The sequence below is a fragment of the uncultured Ruminococcus sp. genome, assembly GCF_934476685.1.
Classification (GTDB): domain Bacteria; phylum Bacillota; class Clostridia; order Oscillospirales; family Ruminococcaceae; genus Hominimerdicola.
On the sequence record NZ_CAKSNX010000002.1, the window covers coordinates 1 to 25,262 of the forward strand.

General features: G+C 43.9%; 17 protein-coding genes and 2 tRNA genes. 13 read left to right on the plus strand and 6 right to left on the minus strand.

All coding sequences use genetic code 11. From position 1 onward, the window contains the following. Positions 1-76: transfer RNA gene (locus tag Q0E19_RS02565), tRNA-Gln, on the minus strand. Between the two features lie 40 nt (positions 77-116). Continuing rightward, a tRNA-Gln gene (locus Q0E19_RS02570) sits at positions 117-192 on the minus strand. Positions 193-481: 289 nt separating this feature from the next. Between Q0E19_RS02570 and mscL the strand changes: the two genes are divergently transcribed. The 4 genes from mscL (at position 482) to ilvC (ending at position 4,391) form a co-directional block, all read left to right on the plus strand. Further along, positions 482-940, plus strand: a complete 459-nt coding sequence (gene mscL / locus Q0E19_RS02575) for a large conductance mechanosensitive channel protein MscL (protein WP_294407054.1) — start codon at positions 482-484, stop codon at positions 938-940. 129 nt (positions 941-1,069) lie between these two features. Continuing rightward, entirely contained in the window at positions 1,070-2,707 is a 1,638-nt protein-coding gene (ilvB, locus tag Q0E19_RS02580) for a biosynthetic-type acetolactate synthase large subunit (RefSeq protein WP_294407056.1), read from the plus strand. A gap of 90 nt (positions 2,708-2,797) precedes the next feature. Beyond that, positions 2,798-3,295, plus strand: a complete 498-nt coding sequence (gene ilvN / locus Q0E19_RS02585) for an acetolactate synthase small subunit (protein WP_294407059.1) — start codon at positions 2,798-2,800, stop codon at positions 3,293-3,295. Positions 3,296-3,365: 70 nt separating this feature from the next. Continuing rightward, positions 3,366-4,391 (plus strand): ketol-acid reductoisomerase, encoded by a 1,026-nt coding sequence (gene ilvC / locus Q0E19_RS02590; RefSeq protein ID WP_294407061.1) that lies wholly within the window; start codon positions 3,366-3,368, stop codon positions 4,389-4,391. Between the two features lie 107 nt (positions 4,392-4,498). Here the strand turns inward: ilvC and Q0E19_RS02595 are convergent, their stop codons facing one another. From Q0E19_RS02595 to Q0E19_RS02605, 3 genes are all read right to left on the minus strand, one after another. Then, entirely contained in the window at positions 4,499-5,308 is an 810-nt protein-coding gene (locus tag Q0E19_RS02595; RefSeq protein ID WP_294407063.1) for an HAD family hydrolase, read from the minus strand. 137 nt (positions 5,309-5,445) lie between these two features. Continuing rightward, the gene (locus Q0E19_RS02600; protein WP_294407065.1) at positions 5,446-6,657 is read right to left on the minus strand and encodes a cofactor-independent phosphoglycerate mutase; all 1,212 of its coding nucleotides are present in this window, start codon (positions 6,655-6,657) and stop codon (positions 5,446-5,448) included. 132 nt (positions 6,658-6,789) lie between these two features. After that, complete coding sequence (locus Q0E19_RS02605; RefSeq protein WP_294407067.1) at positions 6,790-8,652, minus strand: GGDEF domain-containing protein; 1,863 nt, start codon at positions 8,650-8,652, stop codon at positions 6,790-6,792. Between the two features lie 333 nt (positions 8,653-8,985). Here Q0E19_RS02605 and Q0E19_RS02610 point away from each other — a divergent pair, with 333 nt between their 5' ends. From Q0E19_RS02610 to Q0E19_RS02620, 3 genes are all read left to right on the plus strand, one after another. Further along, the gene (locus tag Q0E19_RS02610) at positions 8,986-10,932 is read left to right on the plus strand and encodes a beta-galactosidase (RefSeq protein WP_294407071.1); all 1,947 of its coding nucleotides are present in this window, start codon (positions 8,986-8,988) and stop codon (positions 10,930-10,932) included. Positions 10,933-10,994: 62 nt separating this feature from the next. After that, the gene (locus tag Q0E19_RS02615) at positions 10,995-11,819 is read left to right on the plus strand and encodes a putative RNA methyltransferase (RefSeq protein WP_294407073.1); all 825 of its coding nucleotides are present in this window, start codon (positions 10,995-10,997) and stop codon (positions 11,817-11,819) included. 8 nt (positions 11,820-11,827) lie between these two features. Next, complete coding sequence (locus Q0E19_RS02620) at positions 11,828-12,796, plus strand: hypothetical protein (protein ID WP_294407075.1); 969 nt, start codon at positions 11,828-11,830, stop codon at positions 12,794-12,796. A gap of 75 nt (positions 12,797-12,871) precedes the next feature. On the opposite strand, the gene Q0E19_RS02625 is transcribed toward Q0E19_RS02620, so the two are convergent. After that, positions 12,872-15,229: a UvrD-helicase domain-containing protein gene (locus tag Q0E19_RS02625; protein WP_294407078.1), complete on the minus strand. Its 2,358-nt coding sequence runs from the start codon at positions 15,227-15,229 to the stop codon at positions 12,872-12,874. Between the two features lie 174 nt (positions 15,230-15,403). Between Q0E19_RS02625 and Q0E19_RS02630 the strand changes: the two genes are divergently transcribed. From Q0E19_RS02630 to tilS, 6 genes are all read left to right on the plus strand, one after another. Beyond that, a complete protein-coding gene (locus tag Q0E19_RS02630) occupies positions 15,404-17,704 on the plus strand; it encodes a sugar phosphate nucleotidyltransferase (RefSeq protein WP_294407080.1) in 2,301 nt (766 codons plus the stop codon). Between the two features lie 407 nt (positions 17,705-18,111). Next, positions 18,112-20,001 carry a ribonuclease J gene (locus Q0E19_RS02635; RefSeq protein ID WP_294407083.1) on the plus strand — a complete coding sequence of 630 codons (1,890 nt, stop codon included), beginning with the start codon at positions 18,112-18,114 and terminating at the stop codon, positions 19,999-20,001. A 46-nt stretch (positions 20,002-20,047) separates the two neighbouring features. Further along, positions 20,048-22,075 carry a DHH family phosphoesterase gene (locus tag Q0E19_RS02640; protein ID WP_294407085.1) on the plus strand — a complete coding sequence of 676 codons (2,028 nt, stop codon included), beginning with the start codon at positions 20,048-20,050 and terminating at the stop codon, positions 22,073-22,075. Positions 22,076-22,092: 17 nt separating this feature from the next. Continuing rightward, positions 22,093-22,539, plus strand: a complete 447-nt coding sequence (rplI, locus tag Q0E19_RS02645; protein ID WP_294407087.1) for a 50S ribosomal protein L9 — start codon at positions 22,093-22,095, stop codon at positions 22,537-22,539. A 2-nt stretch (positions 22,540-22,541) separates the two neighbouring features. Continuing rightward, positions 22,542-23,912: a replicative DNA helicase gene (gene dnaB / locus Q0E19_RS02650; protein WP_294407091.1), complete on the plus strand. Its 1,371-nt coding sequence runs from the start codon at positions 22,542-22,544 to the stop codon at positions 23,910-23,912. After that, complete coding sequence (tilS, locus tag Q0E19_RS02655; protein ID WP_294407093.1) at positions 23,902-25,257, plus strand: tRNA lysidine(34) synthetase TilS; 1,356 nt, start codon at positions 23,902-23,904, stop codon at positions 25,255-25,257. The genes dnaB and tilS overlap by 11 nt, the downstream gene beginning before the upstream one ends. Positions 25,258-25,262: the final 5 nt, after the last annotated feature.

Here is a 25,262-nt window from a genome sequence, read left to right on the forward strand (position 1 = left end):
TGGTTGGGGTGAAAGGATTCGAACCTTTGGAATGACGGAGTCAGAGTCCGTTGCCTTACCACTTGGCGACACCCCAGTATATAAAACCAACTGCATAACAGTCGGATGGTTGTCATTGGTTGGGATAGATGGATTCGAACCATCGGAATGACGGAGTCAAAGTCCGTTGCCTTACCTCTTGGCTATATCCCATCATTTCACTTAACGAGTCAGCCAATCAATATGAAATCCATCTCGCAACTGCACATACATCACAGTAACGAATTATCTCGCCTGACAGCTTTATTATTATATCACATTGCTTTTTACATTGCAATAGTCACAACTGTTTATTTACATATTCATTACATTTTATTAATATAATGTGCTGCATTGTACTGCTCACGAGGGTAAAAAGTTAAAAGAATTGTCTTGACTAAAGAAGTGCAATATAGTATAATATTATAGTATTTTAATGTTTTTAAGAAAGGATCGTAGAATCATGTCAAAAAACAAAAAAGGATTTTTAAAGAAGTTTGTCAGCGAGTTCAAGGATTTTGCTCTTAAAGGCAACGTTATGGATCTTGCAGTCGGCGTTATCATCGGTGCTGCTTTTCAGGGTATCGTAACGTCATTTACAGAGAACTTTATCAATCCGATAATCGGCTGTATCGGCGGCGCTGAGGTCGAGGGAAAGATACATCTCCTCGGAAATCAGTACATAAATTACGGTGCGTTCCTCACGGCTGTTATCAACTTTATTATAATGGCGCTTGTTATATTCCTTATGATGAAGGTCGTTAACAAGCTTATGTTTCTCGGCAAAAAGGAAGAAGAGCCTGCTCCTGCAGAAGTTCCTGCCGACGTTGCTCTGCTCACAGAGATCAGAGATCTGCTGGCTCAGCAGAATAATTCCGTTCAGGAGGCTGTTTCTGAACTGCCTGAAAATAAGGACGAGTAATAATCGGACAGATACGTCCTTAAATTTGTCGCCGAAGGTGTTGACTTGATAAAGGAAATGTGATATACTAAAAAAAGTATACCGCAAAAATCTTTGTGCGGTTATTATTTTAACAGGAGGCGACTTTGTATGAAGATGACTGTAAGTCAGGCTATTGTAGAATGTTTGAAAGCTGAGAATATTAAGGTCGTCTATGGTTACCCCGGCGCTGCTATATGCCCTTTCTATGACGCATTGCTGGACAGCAGTGATGAGATAAAGAATGTTCTCGTTCGTCATGAGGCTAACGGCGGTCATGCGGCAAACGGCTTTGCAAGAATCTCCGGAAAGCCTGCGGTTTGTATCGCAACTTCCGGTCCCGGTGCGACCAACCTTATAACTGCTATCGCTACGGCTTATGCAGATTCTATCCCTGTGGTATGCATCACAGGTCAGGTCAATACGGATCAGATCGGCTCTGACGTTTTTCAGGAGGCTGACATAACCGGTTCGGCTGAACCTTTTGTAAAGCACAGCTATCTGCTGAAAGACCCGCAGGAGCTTGCGAAAACCTTTAAAGAAGCTTTTTACATAGCAGGTACAGGCAGACCTGGTCCTGTACTCATTGATATACCTATGGACGTTCAGAAGGAAACCATCGATTTTGAATATCCTGACAAGTGTGAGATACGCAGCTATCGTCCTACCTCAAAGGGAAATTACCTTCAGGTAAAGCGTGTGGCTGAGGCTCTTGAAAAGGCTGAAAAACCTCTTATCTGCATCGGTGGAGGAGTTTTTGCGGCTAAGGCACAGGATAAGGTAGCTGAACTTTCAAAGATAATGAATATCCCAGTTATAACCACTATGATGGGAATTTCAGTTTTTGCGGACGATGATCCGCTTTACTACGGAATGATAGGTACTCACGGAACAAAGCTTGCAAATTATGCGGTGAATGCCTGCGATACGCTCTTCCTTGTGGGTGCGAGGGTTGGCGACAGAGCTGTTAAAACTCCTCTCAAGCTTGCACAGACCACAAAGATACTGCATATCGATATCGACCCTGCTGAGATAGGAAAGAATATCGGTGCTGATTATCCGCTGGTCGGTGACGCAGCAGTAGTTTTGGAGCAGATCCTTGATATCGTAAAGAATGATGAGAATGCTGTTTCAAAGCATGACAGTTGGATAAGCGAGCTTGACGCAAAGAGAACTCCCGATGAGTTTGTAAAGCCTGTCAGCGGTACTGTCAATCCGAAGGAGTTTATAAGCAGACTTTCAGAAAAAATGCCTGCAAATGTCAATATCGTGGCTGACGTAGGTCAGAATCAGATATGGACTTCAAGATATAAGTTCAAAAAAGGCGGACGTTTTCTTACCTCAGGCGGAATGGGTACAATGGGTTACTCGCTTCCTGCCGCAATAGGTGCGAAAATGGCTGATGAATCACGTCCGACAGTTGCTGTATGCGGCGACGGCGGTTTCCAGATGAATTTTATGGAGCTTGCCACAGCCGTTCAGTTCGGAGTAGACGTAAAGGTAGTTGTGTTCACAAATACCCGATTGGGAATGGTAAGAGAACTTCAGACCAACGGATATAACGATCGTCAGACCGCAGTTTTCCTCGACGGATCACCTGATTTTATAAAGCTTGCAGAGGCGTATGGAATACCAGCCATGCGTGTTACGGACAGCGATTCTATGGATAAAGCTGTTCAGACTCTTGCTGAGCATAAGGGCATCTATCTTGTCGAGGTAGTAGTGGATAAGAATTTTCCTACCCTTTAATATCTTTCACGAAATATATTCAGGAAATCTTAACATTGCGGTGATATAATGAAAAATGTTGGGGAGAGTATCCCCATTGGAGGTTAATTTATGAAGCATACAATTTCTGTTCTTGTGGAAAATCACAGCGGAGTGCTTTCAAGGATCTCTGGACTGTTTTCAAGAAGAGGATTCAATATTGAGAGCCTTGCAGTAGGTCCGACACATGACCCTGCAATATCAAGGATCACTATCGTTGCAGACGGTGATGAGCATACCGTTGAACAGATCGAAAAACAGCTTAACAAGCTTATAGAAGTTATCAAGGTCAAGACTTTCGGCAGAGATGAATATCTTGCAAGAGAGCTTATGATCGTCAAGATCTCAGTAGGCGCAGACAAGCGCAGCGAGGTAATGACTATCGCTGATATCACAGGCGCAAAGGTAATGGATATCACGCTGACTACCATGACTCTTGAGCTTTGCGATACATACGCACATTTGTGCAGATTTGAAGAGGTCATCGAGCCTTACGGTATCATTGAAATGGTAAGAACGGGAACTATCGCTATCGAAAAGGGTTCAGATACGTTCAACGCCAAGAAATAATTTAAGATTATATAGCCTTCCGGCTACATAAAATAAAGAATTTTATATTCTATTTTTGGAGGAATTTAAAATGGCACAGGCAAAGATTTATTATCAGCAGGATTGCGACCTTAACGTACTTAAGGGCAAGAAAGTTGCTATTATCGGCTATGGTTCACAGGGTCACGCTCATGCGCTCAACCTTAAGGAAAGCGGCGTAGACGTAGTCGTTGGTCTTTATGAAGGTTCAAAGAGCTGGGAAAAGGCTGAAAAGCAGGGCCTTACAGTTATGACAACTGAGGAAGCTGCAAAGGCTGCCGACATCATTATGATTCTTATCCCTGACGAAAAGCAGGCTGCTCTTTACAAGAGCAAGATCGAGCCTTACCTCACAGAGGGCAAGACACTTGCATTCGCACACGGTTTCAATATTCACTTCGGCTGCATCGTACCGCCAAAGAACGTTAACGTAATCATGATCGCTCCTAAGGCTCCTGGTCACACAGTACGTTCAGAGTATCAGGCTGGTAAGGGTACACCTTGCCTTATCGCAGTTGAGCAGGATGCAACAGGCAACGCAACTGAGATCGGTCTTGCATACGCTCTCGGTATCGGCGGCGCAAGAGCAGGCGTTCTTGAAACAACATTCAGAACAGAAACAGAAACTGACCTCTTCGGTGAGCAGGCAGTTCTCTGCGGCGGTGTTTGCGCACTTATGCAGGCTGGTTTTGAAACACTTTGCGAGGCTGGTTATGACCCAAGAAATGCTTACTTCGAGTGCATTCACGAGATGAAGCTTATCGTTGACCTTATCTATCAGTCAGGTTTCGAGGGCATGAGATATTCTATCTCTAACACAGCTGAGTACGGCGACTACATCACAGGTCCAAAGATCGTAACTGAGGATACAAAGAAGGCTATGAAGAAGGTTCTTTCTGACATTCAGGACGGTACATTCGCTAAGGACTTCCTCCTCGATATGTCTTCTGCTGGATCACAGGTTCACTTCAAGGCTATGAGAAAGCTTCACGCTGAGCACCCATCTGAGAAGGTTGGTAAGGAGATCAGAAAGCTTTACAGCTGGAACAACGAAGAGGATAAGCTGGTTAACAACTAATCATCTTTTAATATTTGATATTAAAGCGGTTTGCAAAAGCAGACCGCTTTTTTGTGTGCAAAAAAACTCCGAAAGTATCGTTATGACCTTTCGGAGCTGTGTATGTATTAAATTTTTATAAGTCCCATTCGTTTGAAAGCGTTGTAAAGTCCATCTTTGTCGATGTCATCTGTGATGATATCAGCTGCTGCCTTTGCACGTTCGTCTGCGTTGCCCATTGCTATGCCTGTGCCGCAGAACTGAAGCATTTCAATGTCATTTGCGCCATCGCCGATGCCGATAGCGTCCTTGACGTCAGCACCGTAAAAATTCAGAACTTTCTGTATGCCTGTGGCCTTTGTAATGCCTTTCTGCATTATCTCGCCGCCGTTATCGCCGCTCTGATATGACATTGTAACGATGTTGCAGTCGCTGCCGATCTCATTCTGTATAAGAGAAACAGGAGATTCGCTGCCGACAAAAACGATCTTGTCAACGTTATCAAGGTCCTGTGGTATATCTTTGCTGAAAACTGCACCCAGTACATTGAGCCAAGCGGTAAAACCTTCATAACCCTTTTTCATAGTCTGATCGAGGAAGATCTCTTCCTTGATAGTTTCCAGCGTTACTACCGCCTTGTGTTTTACAAGCACCTTTACCATTCTGTTGTACAGTTCAGCAGGGAATGAGCTGTGGAAAATATTTTCCCCTCCGCAGAAAACATTTGCGCCTGCACTGAAAACGCCGTCAGAAAGTCCTGCGTCAAAAAGTATTTTTGAAACAAAATGCTTTTCACGTCCTGTGCAGATAAAAAGTTTGTGACCGTTTTCCATTGCCAGTCTGAGCGCTTTCGCTGTTGATTCGTGCAGCACTTCGCCTGTGTCAATAAGAGTTCCGTCTATATCGAGAAAAACATATTTCTTGTTTGTATTTTCCATTGAAATACCTCCGCTCAAGTTTATATCTACATTATAATCACTTTTTAGGTCGATTTCAACAAAGTTTATATGTGTAATTTGTTAAATGTGTATAGACGAAAAAGCTGCCGTACAGTTTTGCACGGCAGCTTGATTTTTTACATATCAATAAATTTCTGCATCATATCAGGACCGTTTTCAATGAAAATTCCTGATGCTTTTGCAGTATTCTCATCATATTTTCCGGGTCCTTCGATCTCGCCCTTCTTATGATACATAAGGAACGGGATAGGATCGTTTGTGTGAGTTTTGAGTGACAGCGGAGTAGGGTGGTCGGGGCAAACAAGTACCTTATAATCCTCATATCCGTCAAGAGCTTTGAGTACAGGAGTGAGTATCTTTTCGTCAATTATCTCGATAGCTCTCTTCTTGTTCTCCACCTCAGCTCTGTGACCGCACTCGTCAGGAGCTTCAACGTGAATGTATACAAAATCCTGTCCCTTTGCAAACTCGTCGATAGCAGCCTGAGCCTTGCCCTCAAAGTTTGTGTCTATGTAACCTGTTGCGCCTTCAACGTTCACAACATTCATCTCGCTGAACTTGCCTATGCCTTTGAGCAGGTCAACGGCAGAGATCATCGAACCCTTAAGACCATACTTTTCAAGGAACGGAGTAAGGCTTGCTCTCTTGCCCTCGCCCCAGAACCACATCGAGTTTGCAGGACGCTTGCCCCTTGCAACTCTTGCCTTGTTTACAGGGTGATCTTTAAGAAGATCATAGCTCTTTACCATCATATCGTAAAGCTTTCCTACCTTTTCAGGGTCAGGAAGATGATCTTTTATAGACTTACCTGTGATGTCATGAGGAGGTGTAAGCGTTCCGACATCAAGTGTACCATTGTTCCAGATAAGGCAGTGGCGGTAGCTTACGCCTGAATAAAGCTGGAATTCGTCATTATTGAAATGCTCGGCAAGATAGTCAATAAGTATCTTTGCCTCGTCAGTAGAAATATCGTCTGCACAGTAATCGAGAATAGTCTTGTCGGCATATTCAGGCTCATCAGAAAGTGTAACAAGGTTGCATCTGAATGAAACATCAGTAGGCTTCATATCAATTCCGATAGATCCAGCCTCCAGCGGTGAACGTCCTGTATAATATACCTGCGGGTCATAGCCAAGCACAGAAAGGTTAGCAACGTCAGAACCAGGTTTAAGGTTGTCAGCAACAGTCTTTACCAGACCGACAACGCCTTTTTCAGCCATTTTGTCCATATTAGGGGTATATGCTGCTTCCAGCGGAGTTTTGCCGCCGAACTGTTCGATAGGGTAGTCAGCCATACCGTCACAGAGCATTACAAGATATTTAGTCATTATCGTATCTCCCTTTTCTAAAAATTTTCCGAAATGTGTCGGATACCTATATTGATTATAACATATATGTCTGAAAAAATCAATACACAATATAAAAGAGCAGCACTTTAATATGCTGCTCTGATATTACGGTCAATTGCTATGAGTTTTGTTCTTTTCGATATACATAAGCTTGTCCGACTCGCTTACGAAATCCTCCATATCGCAGGTGTTGTCAACAACTTTGCTTATAACACCGATGCTTGCGGATATCTCGTAAGGCTTGCCCGATGTGCGATTGTATTTAGCCATACTTTCTTTTATCTTTTCGGCTATTGCGGAGTTGTCGCACTGAGTGCCAAAGAAAGCGATAAATTCATCTCCGCCTATCCTGCCGCAGACAGCGTTGTCGGGGAGAGCACTGACTATGCAGTCCGCAACGGCGCATATTGCGCTGTCGCCCTCATTATGTCCGAAAGTATCGTTGATGTATTTAAGCTTGTTCATATCTGCCATAACAAAGGTTATGCTGCCGTTCAGCGGTCTGAGTGAGTCGGAAAGTATGGTGAATTCTTTCATGCAGCCCACACGGTTATATAAACCCGTCATAACGTCAGTCTGATACATATGTTCAAACTTGCTTGTGAGATACCGCTGATACTGATTGTTCTTGTAACCGGAAATGGCGGTGTTCAGCGCACCTACTGTCTGTGGTATTTTACAGTAATTTTCAATATTATAATCAAAGAAATGAAAATATATAAATCCCAGCGGGATATCGAGAAAGTTGAGCGGTGAAAAGATTATCGGATATTTAAGATCAAGCAGAGCTGCTAATTTATTGTAAAAATAATCTTTATCTACAAGTCTTGGATTTTGCGGTTCATCATCATTTTCACAGAAAAACTGACAAAGCTTTTCTGTGTACGGCTGTGGATTTATATGCTGCGGGTTTATTGAAGGATTTATACAATCCTCGTTGAGCATTATTGCACAGTCGTAGATTATATGACGCTTTATTTCGGCAGATGCCGTTTTGATGTTAGCCGAGTGCTGTATCTTTGAGGACATTTCATTAAGGCTGCGCTCTTCCTCTCTGTAACGATAGAAGCAGTTGTTAGTCTTTATCATAAGATCGACAGCAATGGAATTATCTATTGAATGACAACCGCAGGATTCGGCACTTATCAGTGTAGTTGGTATAAGGCGGTCGCTTGCTTTAAAATCATTCTTCGCAAGACAATCTGCAATGAGCCTGCCCATATCTGAATAATTGCAGGCACAGGTCGTTATCTTTGGCTGGCTCAGCTGAGTTTCTGCTACGCCGTCAAAGCCAGTAACGCATATATCCTCAGGCACTCTTATGCCATGCCTTTTAAGGGTAGAGCATACTGCGATAGCCATACTATCGTTTGCACAGATTATAGCCTGCGGAAGTTTAGAACGTTCCAACAGCTTTTCTGTTGCCTCTTTAGCAGGTACAGACCAAAAGTCACCGTAGCTTACCATATCGTTGTTAAAACCTATGCCCTTAGAAGCAAGTACGTCACGGAAAATACTCATGCGTTCGTCAGATACGCTGTTATTTCTTATTCCTGCCATAAAATGCAGGTCAGTAAGTCCGTGATCCTCCAGAACGTGGAGTACCACATTTTTAAATCCATTATAGCTGTCAAAATTAACATTTATACAGCCTGGATAGTGACCATTGATTATAAAAACGGGCTTGCCGTGATTTACAGCGTTGTCAACAAGATTTCGGCGTATTCTTTCATTATTTATCCTTTCATAATGTATAGCCAATGCATCTATATAATTGTAATCAATAAGAGAGAAAATAGATTCTTCACCTTTGTCTGACGGCGAGTTCCAGTAAAGGTCTGAGCAGGTGTTAAAAACAATAAGCCGCCAGCCGTGGGGTATCATTTCTTTGTTAAGCGTTTCTATAAACTCCCGGTTTCCGTCATCAAAAACCTTTGAAATACAAAGAGCTAAAAGTTTATATTTTTTTGTCAAAACATTCACGTCCCTGAAAATTACGGATATAGGTCAGTTTTGCATAATATCCGCTTATTTTATACTTTAAAACATTATACCATATAATATGTGCAATTTCAAGACGTAGCCATAAATTTATTATGTAGTTTTGATAGTTTGATATTAAAAAATAACTTGAATTTTGTATGATAACATCAAAGATACAGAAAAGCAATTTCTTGTGTTATAAAATTGTAAATTTTGTGGTTTTGCTATTGACGGACTGCCTCAGTGAGATTAAAATAATAATACAAATTTTATTTCAGCTTTTATTATACGATTACAGAAAGGAATATATATATGAGGATCGGAGTGGACTATTATCCAGAACACTGGGACAGAAAGCTGTGGGAAGATGATGCACGTCTTATGCAGAAAACAGGTGTAAAAATAGTAAGACTTGCGGAGTTTGCATGGGGCATAATGGAGCCGTCTGAGGGAATATTTGATTTTTCCATGTTTGATGAGGCAATAGATCTCTTTGAAAAATATGGCATAGAGGTAGTTCTGTGTACACCGACAAACTGTCCGCCGATGTGGCTTTATGAGAAATATCCCAGCGCAGTAAGGATATCACCCGACGGGGGACATATCGCAACGGGCATAAGAGGTCACAGATGCTATAACGATCCTGAGTTTGTAAGACTAAGCAGCAGGATAGTTGAAGAGATGACAAAGCATTTTTCGGGCAGAAAGTCGGTTATCGCATGGCAGATAGACAACGAGCTTGAATCTAATATCTGCGCCTGCAACGTTTGTATGGACAGATACCGCAGATGGCTGAAAAATAAATATTCGAGCCTTGATGAGATGAACGAGCGCTACGGTGATGTTGTATGGAGCGGTAATTTCTCTGATTGGTCACAGATAAAAGCACCTACCGACAAGTATAATCACGCATGGCTCAACCCTGCATATATGCTTGATTATTACAGATTTGCTTCTGATGATATGATAGAATATGTAAAGCGTCAGGCTGATATCATAAGAAAGAACTGCCCAGATGTGACTATAACCACAAACAGCTGGTTCTGCGAGGCAATGCCTGACCTCCATAAGACTTTTGAGGGACTTGACTTTGTTTCTTATGACAATTATCCTCCTCTTAACATACCTCAGAATAATGAGGAGTATTATTCACATTCATTCCACCTTGATTTTATGCGTGGCGTAAAGAACGAAAACTTCTGGATAATGGAGCAGCTGAGCGGAGGAATGGGCTGTTGGATGCCTATGGGACATACTTCATATCCCGGTATGATAAAAGGATATTCACTTCAGGCTATTGCACACGGCGCAGATACTATCCTGCATTTCCGTTGGAGAACTGCCTGCAAGGGTGCAGAGATGCATTGGCATGGTCTTATAGATCACAGCAATGTTCCCGGAAGAAGATTCAATGAGTTTGCAGAGCTTTGCAGCGACGCAGAAAAGCTTTCCGAGATTACCGACAGCCGCATAAATTCAAAAGTGGCAGTTATCTATTCCTATGACAGCGACCTTGCGCTCAAGCTCCAGCCGCAGACAGAGGGATTTTACTACTATAATCAGCTCAAGGCATACCATGACGCATTTTCATCACATGGCGTGAACGTTGATATAATTTCAGATACCGATGATGTTTCAAAGTATGATATCGTCTGTGCTCCGTCGCTTTATGTATGCTCTGAGGAGATGAAACTGCGTCTGAGGGAGTATGTGGCTCAGGGCGGTACTCTGATTTTGACCTGCCGCAGTATGGTAAAGGATAAGGATAATGCCTGCGTTATGTCGCAGATGCCGACAGGATTTACTGACGTTTCAGGTTGTGCCGTAGCTGAATATGACCCTATGGGTTATGACAGAGTGAATGTAAAGGACGTAAGCGGAGAAAGCTGGCAAAGCACAAGCTGGAGCGATATCATTGAATGCGACAGCGCAAAGCCATTGCTCACATATGACGGAAATTACTATAAAAACAGCGCAGCTGCGGCAGTAAATGACTTCGGCAAGGGCAGATGCTACTATATCGGAACAGTCCTTTTCAAAATGTATCTGAGAAAATTTGCCGCTGATGTGCTTGCGGAAAAAGGCATAGAATTCTTTAAGGATATCCCTGAAAGAGTGGAAATAACATCAAGAGAGAACGGCAGCAAGCGCTGGTATTTCTGCTTCAACAACAGCAAGGAAGATGTGAGCTTTGATTTCAAAGGCAAAAATATGAACATGAAAGCTTTTGAAATGAAAATTATTGATGAAGAGATGCAGAATGTTCTTTAAATAAAATTGGTTTGTTATTGAAATAAATCTGCGGCTGTGCTATAATATTTCAGGTGATAAAAATGTATCTGTGTCCTGTTTGTAAGGAAAAACTGAAAAAACTGAACAATACTCTGCATTGCCGCAACGGGCATTGCTTTGATATAGCTAAAAAAGGATATGTGAATCTGCTGACTACCGCAGGGCGAAATCCTAAAAATGCAGGAGATAATCCCGAAATGGTAAAGGCGAGAACAGAGTTCCTCGATAAGGGATATTATCTTCCGCTTGCTGAAAAAACTGCGGAAATAATGAGCGGTCTTGTCAAAGGCATAGAAAAGCCTGTGATAATCGACAGCGGCTGCGGAGAGGGATTTTATACCTGCGTTTATGCAGAAAAGATACCTCAGGCGCAGTTCTGCGGTATTGATATATCAAAAAACGCTGTGGCGCATTGTATGACGAGGGTGCATATGGGCGGCATACACAACTGCGAGTTTGCGGTAGCCTCATCATTTGAGCTGCCGTTCAGAAAAGGGTTTGCTGACTGTATCGTCTGCACATTTGCTCCTGTGGCGAATGATGAGTATGCTCTGAAACTGAAAAAGGGCGGAAAGCTTGTGGTGGTTTCGCCGTCACCAAGACATCTGTTTGAGCTGAAAAGCCTGCTTTACGAAAAGCCGTATGAAAACAAGCCGAACGTTTATGGTCTGAACAAGTTCAGGCTTGCGGACGAAACTGTGTTTGAATACACAAAGCATTTGTCATCGGCGGAGGATATATGGAACCTTTTCACCATGACTCCGTATTTCTACAAAACGTCAAAGGAAGCGTCCGAAAAGCTCAAAAGCGTACAGGAGCTTGATGTGACCTGCGGCTTTGTGATACAGACCTATGAGAAGAAATGAGGTATTAGATGAATAAGGATATTTTTTGCAAAGGCTATACATGGGGATTTTTCTCCAGAGAGGGTGAAATGCTCACGGAAGAGGCTGAAAAGTCTATGAAAAGGCTTGCCTCAAACGGTCTTAACTGGATATGCATAACAGTAAACGGCTGGCAGGAAACCTTTGCGTCAACAACTGTGTTCTCCCTTTACGGACTTACACAGACCGATGAGGAGATCATACACGCAATAAAAATGGCAAAGTCGCTTGGACTGAAAGTTTGCCTTAAACCTATGGTAAACTGCCTTGACCGAGCATGGAGAGCAAGGATAGATTTTCCAACAGAGGAGTGCGGCTACTGGGAAAAGTGGTTCGATTCCTATAACAGATTTATGCTCCACTATGCAAAGCTTGCAGAAAAGTACGGCTGTGAAATGCTCTGCACAGGCTGCGAAATGGCAGGAATGGACAAGCAGACAGCGTTCTGTAAGGATATGATCGCAAAGGTAAGAAAGGTTTACAGCGGAATAGTTATGCATAACATCAACCACGGTGATGAGTTCAGATTTGAGTGGCTGTCGGACGTTGACGTTATCGGAATAAGCGGATATTACCCTGTTACAGATAAGGAACATAAGGGCATAGAGGCAATGAACGAGAAATGGAAGGGCATTGTTGAAAATCTTGAAAAATGCCACGAGCATTACGGCAGACCTGTTATGTTCGCTGAGATAGGCGTAAGAAACGAACAGGGCTGTACAATGTATCCTTGGGATTTCCACGACCGTCCCGAACTGCCGATAGATGAGCAGGAGCAGTCGGATTTCTATGAGTCCGCAATGGCTGCAACTTGGGATAAGGACTGGTTCTGCGGATATTTCTGGTGGGATTGGAAGGCTACTCTTCCGCCGGAGGAAAAGGCAAAGGAAAACCGTGATTTCACTATCTACGGAAAGCTTGCCGAAAAAACGCTGAAAAAATGGTACACCGAAAAGTAATACAGTAAAAATAATACACCGCATACGGAAGATATGATCTTCATATGCGGTGTAATTTTTTAGCTTTTTAAGCTTTTAAAGCTTTATTATTTTTGCGAAATTCGCCATTATCTTTTTAGTACCCTTGGTGTCGAAAGCTATTTCAAGAAGAGTATCGTTCGCCATAGGTGTGGCTTTGAGTATAGTGCCTTCGCCGAACACCTTGTGCTTTATCCTTTCGCCTGCGCTGTAAACAGTGCTTTCTGAGAAACTTTCCGCTGACGATCTGTTGTACATAGCCATCTGCTGTCTGAGAGAAACATTTTTAGGCGATTCAAAACCTTTCTGAGTTTCGGAAAGCCCTGCCTGACGTTTTTTCTCGATATTTTCAGCAGGCAGTTCCTTTATAAAGCGTGATATGCGGTTTCTTTCGGTGCGTCCGTAAAGCATTCTCTGCTGAGCGCAGGTTAGGTAAAGCTTGCGCTTTGCACGGGTTATGGCAACATAGGCAAGTCTGCGTTCCTCTTCAAGGTCAGCATCGCTTTCCATACTTCTTGCCGACGGGAAGATGTTATCCTCCATTCCTGCAACGAATACAACAGGGAACTCCAGTCCCTTTGCGGCGTGCATAGTCATAAGCACAACGTAGTCGCCGTTTTCGTCCATGTTGTCTATATCTGTGTAGAGTGCGATCTCCTCAAGAAATCCCGAAAGGCTCGGCTCGTCAGCGTCCTCTTCATATTTCGCCATGGTGGATTTAAGCTCTTCGATATTTTCGAGTCTGCCTTCGCCCTCAACACCCTGCATTTTCAGATAGTCGCCGTAGCCTGTTCTGTCAACTATAAGATCAAGCAGTTCTGGGAGAGTAACAAGGTCGGCTGCGTCCATAAGATCATCGAACATTTCCGCCGCCGCAGTAAGCACCTTAGCTTTTCTCACAAGTGGAGCATACTCCTCCGCACGGCGCATTACTTCGACTGGGGTTTCGCCAAGATCAGAGGATATCTGTTCTATAATGCTGACGGTAGCATCGCCGATACCCCTTTTAGGTTCGTTTATGATACGTCTTAATCTCAGCATATCCGCATTGTTGTTTATAACATCAAGATATGCCAGCATATCCTTTATTTCTTTTCGGTCGTAGAATTTCGGACCGCCGAATATCCTGTAAGGTATGCCTGACTGTATCATAGCCTGCTCAACAGAGTTCGACTGTGCGTTCATTCTGTAAAGAACAGCGTGGTCACCGTATTTTTCTCCGTTCTGTATATCGTCAAGAATAGTATCGGCAATGAATTTTGCCTCGCTTCGCTCGTTTGCTGCGCTGAATATCTCTACCTTGTCGCCGTCGCCTGCGGCAGTCCACAGGTTCTTGCCCTTTCTGCCCTGATTGTTCTGTATAAGTACGTTTGCGCAGGTCAATATGTTCTGAGTAGAGCGGTAATTCTGCTCAAGCTTTATAACGTCGGTTTCAGTATCACAGGAAAACTCATTTTCAAAGTTAAGGATATTTTCAATAGTTGCTCCTCTGAACTTGTAAATACTCTGATCGTCATCACCCACAACGCAGAGGTTGTTGAACTTCTTTGAAAGCAGGGAAACAAGCTTGAACTGTACCTTGTTCGTGTCCTGATACTCATCGACCATTATGTATTTGTAGAGGTTCTGATAGTGGTCGAGAACATCGGGATTTTCCTCAAAAAGCTTTACCGTATGGCAGATTATATCGTCAAAATCCATTGCGTTTGAGGCAGCAAGCACCTGCTGATACCTCTTGTATACCTTGCCGATAGTCAGCAGTCTGTAATCGCCCTGAGCGTCGGAAAGATAATCTTCGGCTGATATCATCGAATCCTTTGCGTGGGATATTTCAGAAAGTATCATCTTAGGAGGGAACATCTTTTCTGAAATGTCAAGGTCGCTGAGGATACTTTTTATAGTCCTGCGTGAATCGTCTGAATCGTATATGGTAAATCTGCTTGAAAACCCAAGCTTATCTCCCTCTCGGCGGAGTATCCTTACACAGGCTGAGTGGAAAGTGGCTGCGGTAAGACCTTCGCCGGCCTCACCCAGCATATCGGTTATTCTTTGCTTTAATTCATTTGCGGCTTTGTTTGTGAATGTGATAGCCAGTATGCTCCAGGGCTTTACGCAGTCCTCAGCAACGATATCTGCAAGAGCTGCGCTGTCAGATGTTTTTCCCTCCGCAAAATCACGAAGAAACTGCATATCATCTTCCGTTATCGCCGCAGGGCAGTATTCACTATTGTATGCGTTGCCGAAATAGATCATATTTGCAATTCGGTTTACAAGTACAGTGGTCTTTCCGCTGCCTGCTCCCGCAAGTATGAGCAGAGGGCCTTTTATCTTAAAAACAGCCTTGCGCTGTTCGCTGTTCATTCTTGAAAAATATTTTTCAAGCGCTTTTCTTTTAAGTTCAATATATTCACTCATTATATATATACTTTCCTCCTGAGATATTGTGTTGTTTACAGTCTAATAATTATATCACAGATCTTTTTATTTTTCAACAGCAAAAGCTCTGCATTTTTACTGTATAAATTTTTGCAGTTATCCAATAATTCTGAAAAGAACGTTAAACTTTAAATTTTTTCGGAGGTGCTTTGTATGCAGGCTGTTATATTATGTGGAGGAAAAGGTGAGCGCTTGCTGCCGCTGACTATGAAAAGACCGTCGGCTATGCTTAGAATATGCGGACGGGAGATGATCTTTTATACCCTTGACAAACTTGTGGATATGGGTGCTGATAGGATAACTTTAGCCGTTGGCTGGGGTGCAGAGCAGATAAAGGAGCTTTTCACTGACGGCAGTTATCGTGGGATACCGCTTGATCTTGCAGGCAGCAATGAAACCGGCACTGCCCCTGCGGTGGCATATGCCGCAGACCATAATGAAAAGTGCATTATTATTGCAGAGGCAAACGCTTATTTTGAATGTGGCAGTTCTGCTTTTAAAAGGCTTGTTGATATGCATAATGACAGGGCTGCGCTCTGTACCGCCCTTACCTGCGAAAGCGGAGATCACAGGGACAGGGTATGCGTTATTGCTGATGAAAACAAAGAGATAAATGCTGTGATACCTGACTCGTCGGCTGATGTAAGATATACGGAAGTGTTGGCAGGGATATATGTTGTCAGCGGGGATATTTTCAGAGAGGAGTCCTTTGCTGACGGCAGAGATCTTGTGGAAGATGTCCTCACAGACCTTGCAAGGCAGGGCGGAAAGCTTACCGCCTGTAAAGCAGAGGGGTATTTTACAAGAATGCTTTATCCCGAAAATTTTCTTGATCTTCAAAGGCATATGCTTGAAAAGTCTGACAAGGAAATAATTTCTCATACAGACAGGAATTTCAGCGGAGTTACTATTATCCCTCCTGTGTATATAGGAAAGAATGTTTCGATATCCAAAGGTTCTGTCATAGGCAGCGGAACGGTTCTTGATGACGGCTGTTCTGTGGGGAGCAAAAGCAATGTGACCTACTCATATGTCGGAGAAAATGCGGTGATATCGGAGATGTGCGGTGTAATGTCAGCGGTCATCTCGGACGGCGCAGAGCTTGGCAGAAACACAAAAGCAGGCATAAATTCTGCTGTGGGCGCTTATGCTGTTATAGAAAGCGGCTGTGAGATAGAAAAGAATGCCTCCGTCAAGGCTGAAAGCCGTATCGGTGCAGGAACGATAGTCAGGGATCATATGAGTTCGGGCAGGGAAAGCTGCGAATATATAGATGATGAGGGCGTGTTCACTTTGTCGGGGACAGCCTGCTCACTGTCTGACGCAGTGCGTTTCGGTTCAGCCTGCGGTACGGCTTTGCAGGCAGGAACATCTGTGGTTTCGGGATACAGCGCAAGAGAGGGTTCAGCACTTTATGCAAAAGCCGTAAACTGCGGCATTGCCGCTGTTGGGTGCAATGTTATAGATATAGGTGAATGCACCCTGCCGCAGCTTGCCTATGCCGCAAAATTCTACGGAGCAGAGCTTGGAATTTTTACCGAGCTGAACACTCATTGCAGTATAAATATAATGTCTGCGGCAGGACTTAGAATAAGCCGCAAAATGGAAGATGCTATTGAAACAAATTACAGACACAGGAAAATACGCTGCTGCAAAGAGGACGGCTCTGTGAATTTTGGAAAAACAGTCAAGTCTGACGGCGAGATGATATATCTCGATCATCTTAAAAAGCTTGTGCCGCATAAATTTTGCGGAGTGAGCGCACAGATAAGAGCAAATGACAGGCTCACGGCGGTCTATTCCGATATAGTCATACACAAGCTGAATGATATCAGCGGAGAAAGGATAGTTTTTCATATATCCTCTGACGGGCGAAAATGTACTGCATTTTCAGAGTCGGCGGGAAATGTCACATGGGAGGACCTTGTCTGCATTGCGGCGGCAGAGCATTTCAAAGCGGGAAAAGCAGTTTCGCTGCCTGTATGTTTCCCTGCGTCTGCGGATAGTTCAGCTGAGGATCATTGCGGACGGCTGTACAGATATGTGAGAAATTCCGAACAGGGCGGAGAGGCTGTTAAGACGGCACAGCGTACAGATAATCTGTTTGTCCGTGACGGACTTGCGCTGTGCTGTGAGATATGCAGGATACTGAGCGAAAACCATATCACACTCGGTGCGGCTCTGAAAGGCATACACCGTCTGTACATCACAGAAAGATATATTTCTTCCTCATGTTCAAGAAACGAGGTAATGAAAAGGTTCGGCGGAGTCCATGGAGAAAGGTATGGGACTTATGGAGCGTATTTTGAAAATTCTCAGGCAAGGGCGCATATAATACCTCTTAAAAGGGCAGGCGGTATAATGGTTTATGCCGAAAGCACAGACTGTGAATGTGCGGCGGCTATATGCGATGAGATAGCCGAAAAAATAAAACGGCTCGAAAGCCACAGATAAGCACCGTAAAGGTGTGCTCTGTAAATAACTTGAAATAGTCTGGGAGCATTTGCCCTTGACAATCTGAACGAAATGGAGTAAAATAGAATCAGATATTTTTGTTCGGATAGTCTTTCCGACGGGTTGCTTTAGTCGGGATCTATGTGCGGCTTCAATTTAACACTTTGATCTTATCTGAGAATGGTCTTTGACCATATATTTTTTTCTCAAAGCCGTGCTTTTTATATCATCGCAGTTTCCAACAGACAATGGCTGCGGTAGAATTTTATCTAACGGAAAAATCAAATATTTTATATGGCTCAGCCTGTGCAGGAGGCGCAGCTGTGCCTGTTTCAGAAAGGAGTATCTGCGTTTGTGTAGTTTGCCCCGACTAAAAGGGTCACTATATCATAACGCCATTTTGATCTATGAAAAATAATAATAATTCAGGCAGAAATTTTACTTCAAGACGTTTTACTGCCAAGGCAAGACAGAATAAGCCGTCCGCTGACGCTGAAATGCTCAAGCCGCAAAGAGAGGGCAAGGACGGCAGAGAGAACAGCAAAGAAAAGGAAAACAGAGAATATATACAGAAAAAGAGAGTACAGCGTCCTAAAAATCAGGATAACCGCCAGCCTAAACAGAGAGAGCTTAAGCGCAGCACACCTGTAAAGATAATCCCACTCGGCGGACTTAATGAGATCGGAAAGAATTTTACAGTTATCGAGTGTTCAAACGATATGTTCATCATAGACTGCGGACTTGCGTTCCCTGACAGCGAAATGCTGGGTGTAGATATCGTTTTACCTGACTTCACATATGTTGAGAAGAATATTGAAAAGTTAAGAGGAATCGTTCTGACACATGGTCACGAGGATCATATCGGCGGACTTCCTTATTTCCTTAAAAAGTTCAATGTCCCTGTATACGGAACAAGACTTACCCTTGGACTGGTGGAGGGTAAATTGAAGGAACATGGACTTCTGGGCAGCGTAAAGCTAAATGTTGTCGTTCCACGTCAGACTGTAAGGCTCGGCTGTATGGCGGTGGAGTTTATAAGAGTAAATCACTCTATCCCTGACGCTGTGGGAATGGCTATCCATACCCCTGCCGGTGTGCTTATCCATACGGGAGATTTCAAGGTGGATTATACGCCTATCGAGGGCGGTATAATAGACCTGCCGAGATTGGCGGAGCTGGGCAACAAGGGCGTTCTTGCACTTATGTCCGATTCGACCAACTCTGAAAGACCCGGCTATACAATGAGCGAGCGCAAGGTCGGCGACAGTTTTGAGATGCTTTTCAGCAAGGCTGAGGGCAAGCGTATAATCATTGCGACCTTTGCGTCAAATGTACACAGAATACAGCAGATAATAAACAACGCTGTGAATACAGGCCGTAAGGTAGCGGTTTCGGGCAGAAGCATGGTGAACGTTATCAGCGTCGGCATCGAGCTTGGCTATCTTAAAGTGCCTGACGGCGTTCTTATTGATATAGATATGATATCAAGATATTCACCCGACCAGATAGTTCTTGTCACCACAGGAAGTCAGGGCGAGCCTATGTCCGCTCTTTCAAGAATGTCAATGAACGAGCATAGGAAGGTGTCTATAACACCTAACGATTTTATCATCATTTCCGCTAACCCTATCCCAGGAAACGAAAAGCTTGTTACAAGAGTTGTCAATGACCTTATGAAGCTGGGCGCTGAGGTGGTCTATGAAAAGATGTACGAGGTACACGTTTCAGGCCACGCTTGTCAGGAGGAGCAGAAGCTTATCCTTTCCATAACAAAGCCTAAGTTCTTTATCCCTGTTCACGGCGAGTTCAAGCACCTTATGAAGCATAAGGAAACGGCAATGTCGGTGGGCATACCGGAGGAGAATATCATAATCGGCGGCATAGGCGACGTTATCGAAACGGACGGAGTGGATATGCGCATCACAGGTCAGGCTCCCGCAGGCAGAGTGCTTGTTGACGGACTGGGCGTAGGTGATGTTGGAGCGATAGTCCTCCGTGACAGAAAGCATCTTGCTGAGGACGGTCTTATAATTGCCGTTGCCACTATCGACAGAACTGTGGGCGAGATACTTGCAGGTCCTGATGTGGTTTCAAGAGGTTTTGTGTATGTCCGTGAAAGCGAGGAGCTTATGAACGAGGCTAAGGAACTGCTGACAGATACGCTCCAGAATTGTCTTGATAACCATATGCATGAATGGAATGCTATAAAGGGCAGAATGAAGGATAACCTTTCTGATTTCATTTTCAGAAAGACAAAGAGAAGTCCTATGATACTGCCAATCATAATGGAGATATAAAAAATGAAGGAAGAACCAAAAACGGATAGTCAAGGGGCAGGTCATTATGAAGAAGAATAACGGTTTTCAGATACTGCTTGATATGACAATGGCTGTGGTGGCGCTGTCTGCACTTATTGGTGCGTTCACACTCCACGGTACAGAGGAGAAAAGCGATGTAGGCAGTGTGCTTATACTTGTGTCCTGTACGGCAATAATGCTTTTGCTGCTGGAGGCTTTTATATTCCGCAATCAGAATAAAAAGCATATAGCAAAGCTTTCCTCTGCAATATCCAAAACGGAGCGGGATTCGCTGCTCTTTTTCCCTGCGCCCTGCGTTATAATAGATAATACCTGTTCGATAGTTTGGTATAACAAGCTGTTTGAACGAAATGTCTATAACGAGGAAGAGGCTTACGGCATATCTTTGCTGGAGCTGATGAATATAGATATGAACGAGGCTTTCAAGCCAAGCGGCTGTCAGGTGTGTATTTACAAGAAATACTATGTGGCAAAAGCTGTCCATACCGATTCAAAAAATGAGCTTTCTATGGTGTATTTCAATGACGTGACGGATTATACCGAGCTGCGTTATGATACATACCAGTCACATAACTCTGTAATTATCATCGTTATAGATAATTTCAGCGACCTTATGGCAAATATCCGTGAGAGCGAAAAGGCTCACGTTGTTGTTGAGATAGAAAAGCTTATGGAGCGTTTTCTCGACGGCACAACGGCTATTGCAAAGAAGGTCTCAAACGATAAATTCTATGTCTTTATGGAGGAAAGATACCTGTCAAGAAAGATCGAAAACAGGTTCAAGATACTTCAGGAGGCAAGAGAGATAAAGGTCAACGGCAGAGCGAACGTTACTCTTTCTATCGGTGTCGGCAGAGAGGGTAAGGGACTTGAAGAGTGTGAAAAGCTTGCAAAGCAGGCTTTGGAGCTTTGTCAGGGACGAGGCGGAGATCAGGCTGCTGTAAGAGAAAACGGCGAGTTCAGATTTTTCGGCGGAGTTTCAAATGCTGCGGACAACAACAACAGAGTAAAGATCCGTATTTTTGCGGAAACGCTTCTTGAAATAGTTCGCCCCGGCAGTGTGGAGAGCCTTAGAAATTACCGCACTGACGAGGAAGATAATCAGGGCTTTAAACGTGTACTTATTATGGGTCATCGTTTCGGCGATCTGGACAGCGTCGGTTCGGCAACAGGTCTGTGCTGTGCGCTGAGGAAGATAGTAAGTGAATGCTACGTTGTTGTAAATAAGGAACAAAATCTTGCTAAGTCGCTTATCAAGTACATAGAGGATAACGAGATAGCAAATTATTACATCACTCCCGAAGAGGGATATGACAGGATAGACAGGGATACGCTGCTTATCGTGGTGGATACCCACAATCCTGCACTTGTGGAGTCTAAGGAGATAGTCAGCAAGGCGAAGAATATCGTTGTCATTGACCACCACAGAAGAATGGTCAATGGTATCGAGCCGCTTATAGCTTCCTGTCTTGAACCGGGTGCGTCATCGGCGGCAGAGCTTGTGACGGAGATAATCGAATACTGGGGCGACAGAACGTCCATAAACGTTTATGCGGCAGAGGCTCTTATGTCGGGTATAATGCTCGATACTAAGAATTTTGTAATGAAAACCGGTGTTACTACATTTGAAACGGCAGCATATCTGAAAAAAATGGGCGCAGATACTATTGCCGTAAAGAAGATGTTTGCAAACTCCATAGAAACGTATCATCAGAAGTCTGCTATAATCAATTCTGCACATATTTACAGAAAGTGCGCTATCGCCTGCGCAGAAGGGGATTTCTCCAATATCCGTATCGCCTCATCACAGGCTGCGGACGAGCTGCTGGGCATAACAGGCGTAAATGCGTCATTCGTTATGTATGAACAGAACGGCATAGTAAATATTTCCGCAAGAAGTATGGGTGCATTCAACGTTCAGATAGTTATGGAGGCTCTCGGCGGCGGCGGACATCTTACTATGGCTGCAACGCAGATGAAAACTGACATTGAAAATGCTAAGAAAAAGCTAAATGAAGCTATTGATGAATACATAAGAAATAATTCCAAATAAGAAAGGCAGTGAAAATTATGAAAGTAATTTTGTTAAAAGATGTTAAGGGTTCAGGTAAAGCAGGGGACACCCTCAATGTAGCAGACGGATATGCAAGAAATTTCCTCATCGGAAAGGGACTTGCAGTTGAGGCTACTGCAAAGAACATCAATGACCTTGCAGGCAAAAAGGCTTCACAGCAGCACAAGATCGACGTTGAAACAGCTGATAACAAGGCGATCGCTGAAAAGATCGGTGATAAGGAAGTCGTTATCAAGGCTAAGGCAGGACAGGGCGGAAAGCTCTTCGGTGCAGTTACTGCAAGTGCAGTTTCCGACGCTCTCAAGGCTCAGTACGGCGTTAATGTTGAAAAGAAGAAGATCAATCTTAATACAGAGATCAAGGCATTCGGTGATTTCACAGCTGCTATAAAGCTGACACACGGCGTATCATGCTCTGTAAAGATCAAGGTGGTTGAAGAATAATCATGCCGGGCTTAGAAAACTATTCCAGCATAAGCGGCTCCGCCCTTTTAGGACGTGAGCTGCCTTATTCTCAGGAGGCGGAGGAGGCTGTTCTCGGCGGAGTCCTTCTTGACCCTGCCTGTCTGCCTAAAGTGGTGGAACTGCTGAAACCTGAGAATTTTTACAGACCGCAGCATCAGCAGCTGTTTTCGATAATAGTGAGAATGTTCTCCACGGGAAGAGCGGAGGATATCATCACGGTCATTAACGAGGCTGTGAACGAGGGGATATTTGAAACCTCCTCAATGGCGAAAACCTACCTTTCGGGACTTATGGAGAACGTTCCGTCTACGGCGAATATTGAAAGCTACTGCAAGATAATCGCCGATAAGGCGCAGGTGCGTTCGCTTATAAACGTGGCTAATTCTATCATTGAAATGGCTAACGAGGGCGGTGTAGAGCCTTCTGCTATGCTGGATTCTGCGGAGCAGAAGATATTCGACATCCGTCAAGGAAAAGAACTTAACGGCCTTACAAGGATAAGCGACGTTATCGTTGAAACATTTCAGCATTTGTCTGAGATATCAGGTCCTGAAGCAGAGGAACATCTCGGCGCACGTTCGGGATTTGCACAGCTCGACCAGATAACTACTGGACTTAACAAAACCGACCTTATCGTACTTGCGGCACGTCCTGCAATGGGTAAATCTGCTTTTGCGCTGAATATTGCAGTCAACTGCTGTAAGGCAACTATGCGTGACGTTGTTATATTCTCTCTCGAAATGGGTAAGGAGCAGCTTGTTTCCCGTATGCTTGCTTCGGAGGGAAAGGTCAATAATACAGTCCTGCGTTCAGGCGAAATGAAGGACGAGGACTGGGATAAGATAGCGGAGGCTGCGGACGTTCTGTCACAGATGCCGATCTATCTTGACGACGGAGCAGGAGTTACTGTTCCGCAGATGAAAGCCAAGCTGAGAAGAATGAGAAACCTCGGTCTGGTGGTCATCGACTACATACAGCTTATGCAGTCGCCGAATAAGCACACGAGCCGTGTAAACGAAGTTTCTGAGATCACACGTCAGCTAAAGCTTATGGCGAAGGAACTGAATGTTCCCATAATCGCACTTTCGCAGCTGTCCCGTAGCTCGGAAAAGCGTGAGGATAAAAGACCTATGCTTTCAGACCTGCGTGAATCGGGTTCTATCGAGCAGGACGCAGATATCATTATGTTCCTGTACAGAGATGCATATTATGCGGACTCAAAGGAAGATCAGTCTGTGGCGGAATGTATAGTAGCCAAAAACCGTCACGGTCAGACCGCAACGGTAAAGCTGAGCTGGATAGGCGAGTATACATTGTTCAGAGGATTGGAATTCAGAAAAGATGAAAATTGATTTGCTGAAAAAGGCAGAAGCGACCATAAGAAAATATAATATGGCAAATAAGAGCGAGCGCTTGCTTGTTGGTCTTTCGGGAGGAGCAGACAGCGCTGCGCTCCTTTTGTGTTTAAAAAAGCTTGGATATGATATCTGCGCCTGCCATATAAATCATTGTCTGCGTGGTGCGGAAAGCGACAGGGACGAGAATTTCTGTGTTCAGCTGTGTAAAGCAAATGACATTTACATAGAGGTCAGACGCATAGACGTAACCGGCTATTGCAGAGAAAATTCCCTTTCCACTGAGGAGGGGGCAAGGATACTCAGGTACAAGGCTTTTTCTGAGATAAAGGCTGATAAAATATGCACAGCACATAACCTTAATGACTGTCTTGAAACGACTGTGTTCAATCTTGCAAGAGGTTCGGGACTAAAAGGGATATGCTCTATCCCGCCTGTAAGGGATAATATAATACGTCCCCTTATAGAGTGCAGCAGGGCGGAAATAGAGGATTTTCTTGCTCAGGAGGGTCAGACTTTCGTGACTGACTCCACAAATCTTGAGGACGAATATTCAAGAAACAAGATACGGCACAATGTCCTGCCTGTACTTGAAAAGATAAACCCTATGCTGCTGAAAACCTATGGGAAATCACTGGAATATCTGAGAGCGGACAGCAGCTTTCTTGAAGATACCGCAGACAAAGCTTATGAGGACTGCAAAACTGCTGACAAGAAGAGCGGAAAACCGTGTTATGACTGCTGTAAAGTAAATGAACTTGACAAGGCTGTGCGCAGACGTGTTATAATGAGAATGCTCAGAGATAACGGTGCAGAGGTGTCAGCAGACAAAATATGCGAAATCGAGGACATTTCCCACAACGGCGGAAAGATAAATATTAAAGAGTCGATTTTTACTGTCAGCAGAAACGGATATTTGTATTTTCTTACCGATGAACAGCTTACTGCGCAGCCGCTGAGCGAGCCTGTAAATGTTCCCGAAAACGGAGAAGTGATTTGGCACGGCAGGACGATAACCTTTAAATTAATTGAAATTGACGGCAAATTTGAAAATGTTAATAAAATGTTTGCAAATTCCTGCCTTGATTATGATAAAATAAAAGGTGAAATTGTGATCCGTCAAAGGATCATAGGTGAGAAAATACAGCTTGTGAACCGAAGCTTTAATTCAGACGTGAAAAAGCTTATGAAAGAGGCTTTTCCTGTGGATAAGCGTAATTCTGCGCTGCTGCTGGCTGACAGCGAGGGTGCGGTGTTCGTTGAGGGTTTCGGTGCGGCGGATCGTGTCAGAGTCGGCAGGGATACTGTAAGAGTGCTGACGTTTGATTTTGAAAAGCTCTGATGACC

What these genes read in the sequence shown, in the direction of transcription:
- tilS (WP_294407093.1), top strand. Translation starts at nt 23,902, where the DNA reads ATGAAAATTGATTTGCTGAAAAAGGCAGAAGCGACCATAAGAAAATAT.
- Q0E19_RS02595 (WP_294407063.1), bottom strand. Translation starts at nt 5,308, where the DNA reads ATGGAAAATACAAACAAGAAATATGTTTTTCTCGATATAGACGGAACT.
- rplI (WP_294407087.1), top strand. Translation starts at nt 22,093, where the DNA reads ATGAAAGTAATTTTGTTAAAAGATGTTAAGGGTTCAGGTAAAGCAGGG.
- Q0E19_RS02600 (WP_294407065.1), bottom strand. Translation starts at nt 6,657, where the DNA reads ATGACTAAATATCTTGTAATGCTCTGTGACGGTATGGCTGACTACCCT.
- Q0E19_RS02630 (WP_294407080.1), top strand. Translation starts at nt 15,404, where the DNA reads ATGCAGGCTGTTATATTATGTGGAGGAAAAGGTGAGCGCTTGCTGCCG.
- dnaB (WP_294407091.1), top strand. Translation starts at nt 22,542, where the DNA reads ATGCCGGGCTTAGAAAACTATTCCAGCATAAGCGGCTCCGCCCTTTTA.
- Q0E19_RS02625 (WP_294407078.1), bottom strand. Translation starts at nt 15,229, where the DNA reads ATGAGTGAATATATTGAACTTAAAAGAAAAGCGCTTGAAAAATATTTT.
- Q0E19_RS02635 (WP_294407083.1), top strand. Translation starts at nt 18,112, where the DNA reads ATGAAAAATAATAATAATTCAGGCAGAAATTTTACTTCAAGACGTTTT.
- Q0E19_RS02620 (WP_294407075.1), top strand. Translation starts at nt 11,828, where the DNA reads ATGAATAAGGATATTTTTTGCAAAGGCTATACATGGGGATTTTTCTCC.
- ilvN (WP_294407059.1), top strand. Translation starts at nt 2,798, where the DNA reads ATGAAGCATACAATTTCTGTTCTTGTGGAAAATCACAGCGGAGTGCTT.
- Q0E19_RS02640 (WP_294407085.1), top strand. Translation starts at nt 20,048, where the DNA reads ATGAAGAAGAATAACGGTTTTCAGATACTGCTTGATATGACAATGGCT.
- Q0E19_RS02615 (WP_294407073.1), top strand. Translation starts at nt 10,995, where the DNA reads ATGTATCTGTGTCCTGTTTGTAAGGAAAAACTGAAAAAACTGAACAAT.
- ilvC (WP_294407061.1), top strand. Translation starts at nt 3,366, where the DNA reads ATGGCACAGGCAAAGATTTATTATCAGCAGGATTGCGACCTTAACGTA.
- ilvB (WP_294407056.1), top strand. Translation starts at nt 1,070, where the DNA reads ATGAAGATGACTGTAAGTCAGGCTATTGTAGAATGTTTGAAAGCTGAG.
- mscL (WP_294407054.1), top strand. Translation starts at nt 482, where the DNA reads ATGTCAAAAAACAAAAAAGGATTTTTAAAGAAGTTTGTCAGCGAGTTC.